General features: G+C 48.8%; 1 protein-coding gene. It reads right to left on the bottom strand.

All coding sequences use genetic code 11. The features are described 5' to 3' along the window. On the bottom strand, positions 1–1119 hold a 1119-nt coding region (locus N7974_RS20580), incomplete at both ends, for a CheR family methyltransferase (RefSeq protein ID WP_317451644.1).

Below are 1119 nucleotides of genomic sequence, written 5' to 3'. Positions count from 1 at the left end.
CGTTATTGGCTCGCGATAAATCTGTCAGTTTGGTTTGTAACTCGGCATTGACGGTCGCAAGTTCTTCATTAACGGATTGCAATTCTTCTTTGGAGGTTTCCAGTTCCTCGTTGGTTGATTGCAATTCTTCATTGACTGACTGCATTTCTTCATTTGAGCTCTTTAATTCTTCGTTGGACGTTTCCAGTTCCTCGTGAAAAACTTGCATGTACTCGTCTTTTTGGCGCAATTGCTGCTTCAGCACCTTGACGCGTGCGTCTGCGTCTATTTCGGCGCTCGGTGTACCTGCGTCTGCATTTGTTTCAGGGTTCTGCGTTGCCTGAGCTTCCTCCAGGGTAACCAGGTACAGAGAAGCTTGCTGCGTTGTTGGGCTTGTGGTTACCGGATGTATGGTTACGTTGACCAAAGTAAAGTGACCGTTGGTTTTAACACGCAGGCCGGGGCAGTAGACGCGCTCTGATAAGCGTACCGCTTTGTGCAAGCTGGTAGTCAGGTCTAACTTTAGCCCTTCACGGGCCATTTTTAGCATATTATTAATACCGGACTCACCGGGAGCCGGCTCCAGATACCTGCCGGTGCGGCCATGTAAATAGAGAATATCACCCTGGCTATTGACGAGGGCGCTGGCTGGTGCGACCTGTTGTAACAGGGTTTGTTCGGTTAGCTCTCGTAATGATAGTTTTACGGTCTTGTCTGTTTTCCCGGGCGCGCGTAGCAGCGGTACTTCACGCGTGGTCATTGGCGGCATAAAATTACCGGGATGTTGGTTTGATTGCTTATAAGCATATTCTTTGCGTTGGTACAGCTTGGCCTTGCGGTCGAGTGCGATAAAGACATCGTCAAACTCACCGACGCTTTCCGAGCTACCCAGGAACAGGGTGCCGCCCGGGTTTAGCGCGTAGTGAAATAGCGGTATAAGCTTTTTTTGTAACTCAGAAGTCAGATAAATCAGCAGGTTACGGCAACTGATAAGGTCAAGTTTGGAGAAGGGCGGATCTTTAATGACATTGTGTTCAGAAAAGACCAACATATCGCGGATATTTTTATGAATCCGGTAGCGGTTGCCGTCAGCTTCCGCCGTAAAAAATCGTGCCAGACGGTTCGGTGAAATATCAACGG

The organism is Methylobacter psychrophilus (assembly GCF_025583945.1).
GTDB classification, from domain to species: Bacteria; Pseudomonadota; Gammaproteobacteria; order Methylococcales; family Methylomonadaceae; genus Methylobacter_C; species Methylobacter_C psychrophilus.
Note: the sequence above shows the minus strand (reverse complement) of the source record. Positions and strands in the feature narration are given on the sequence as shown.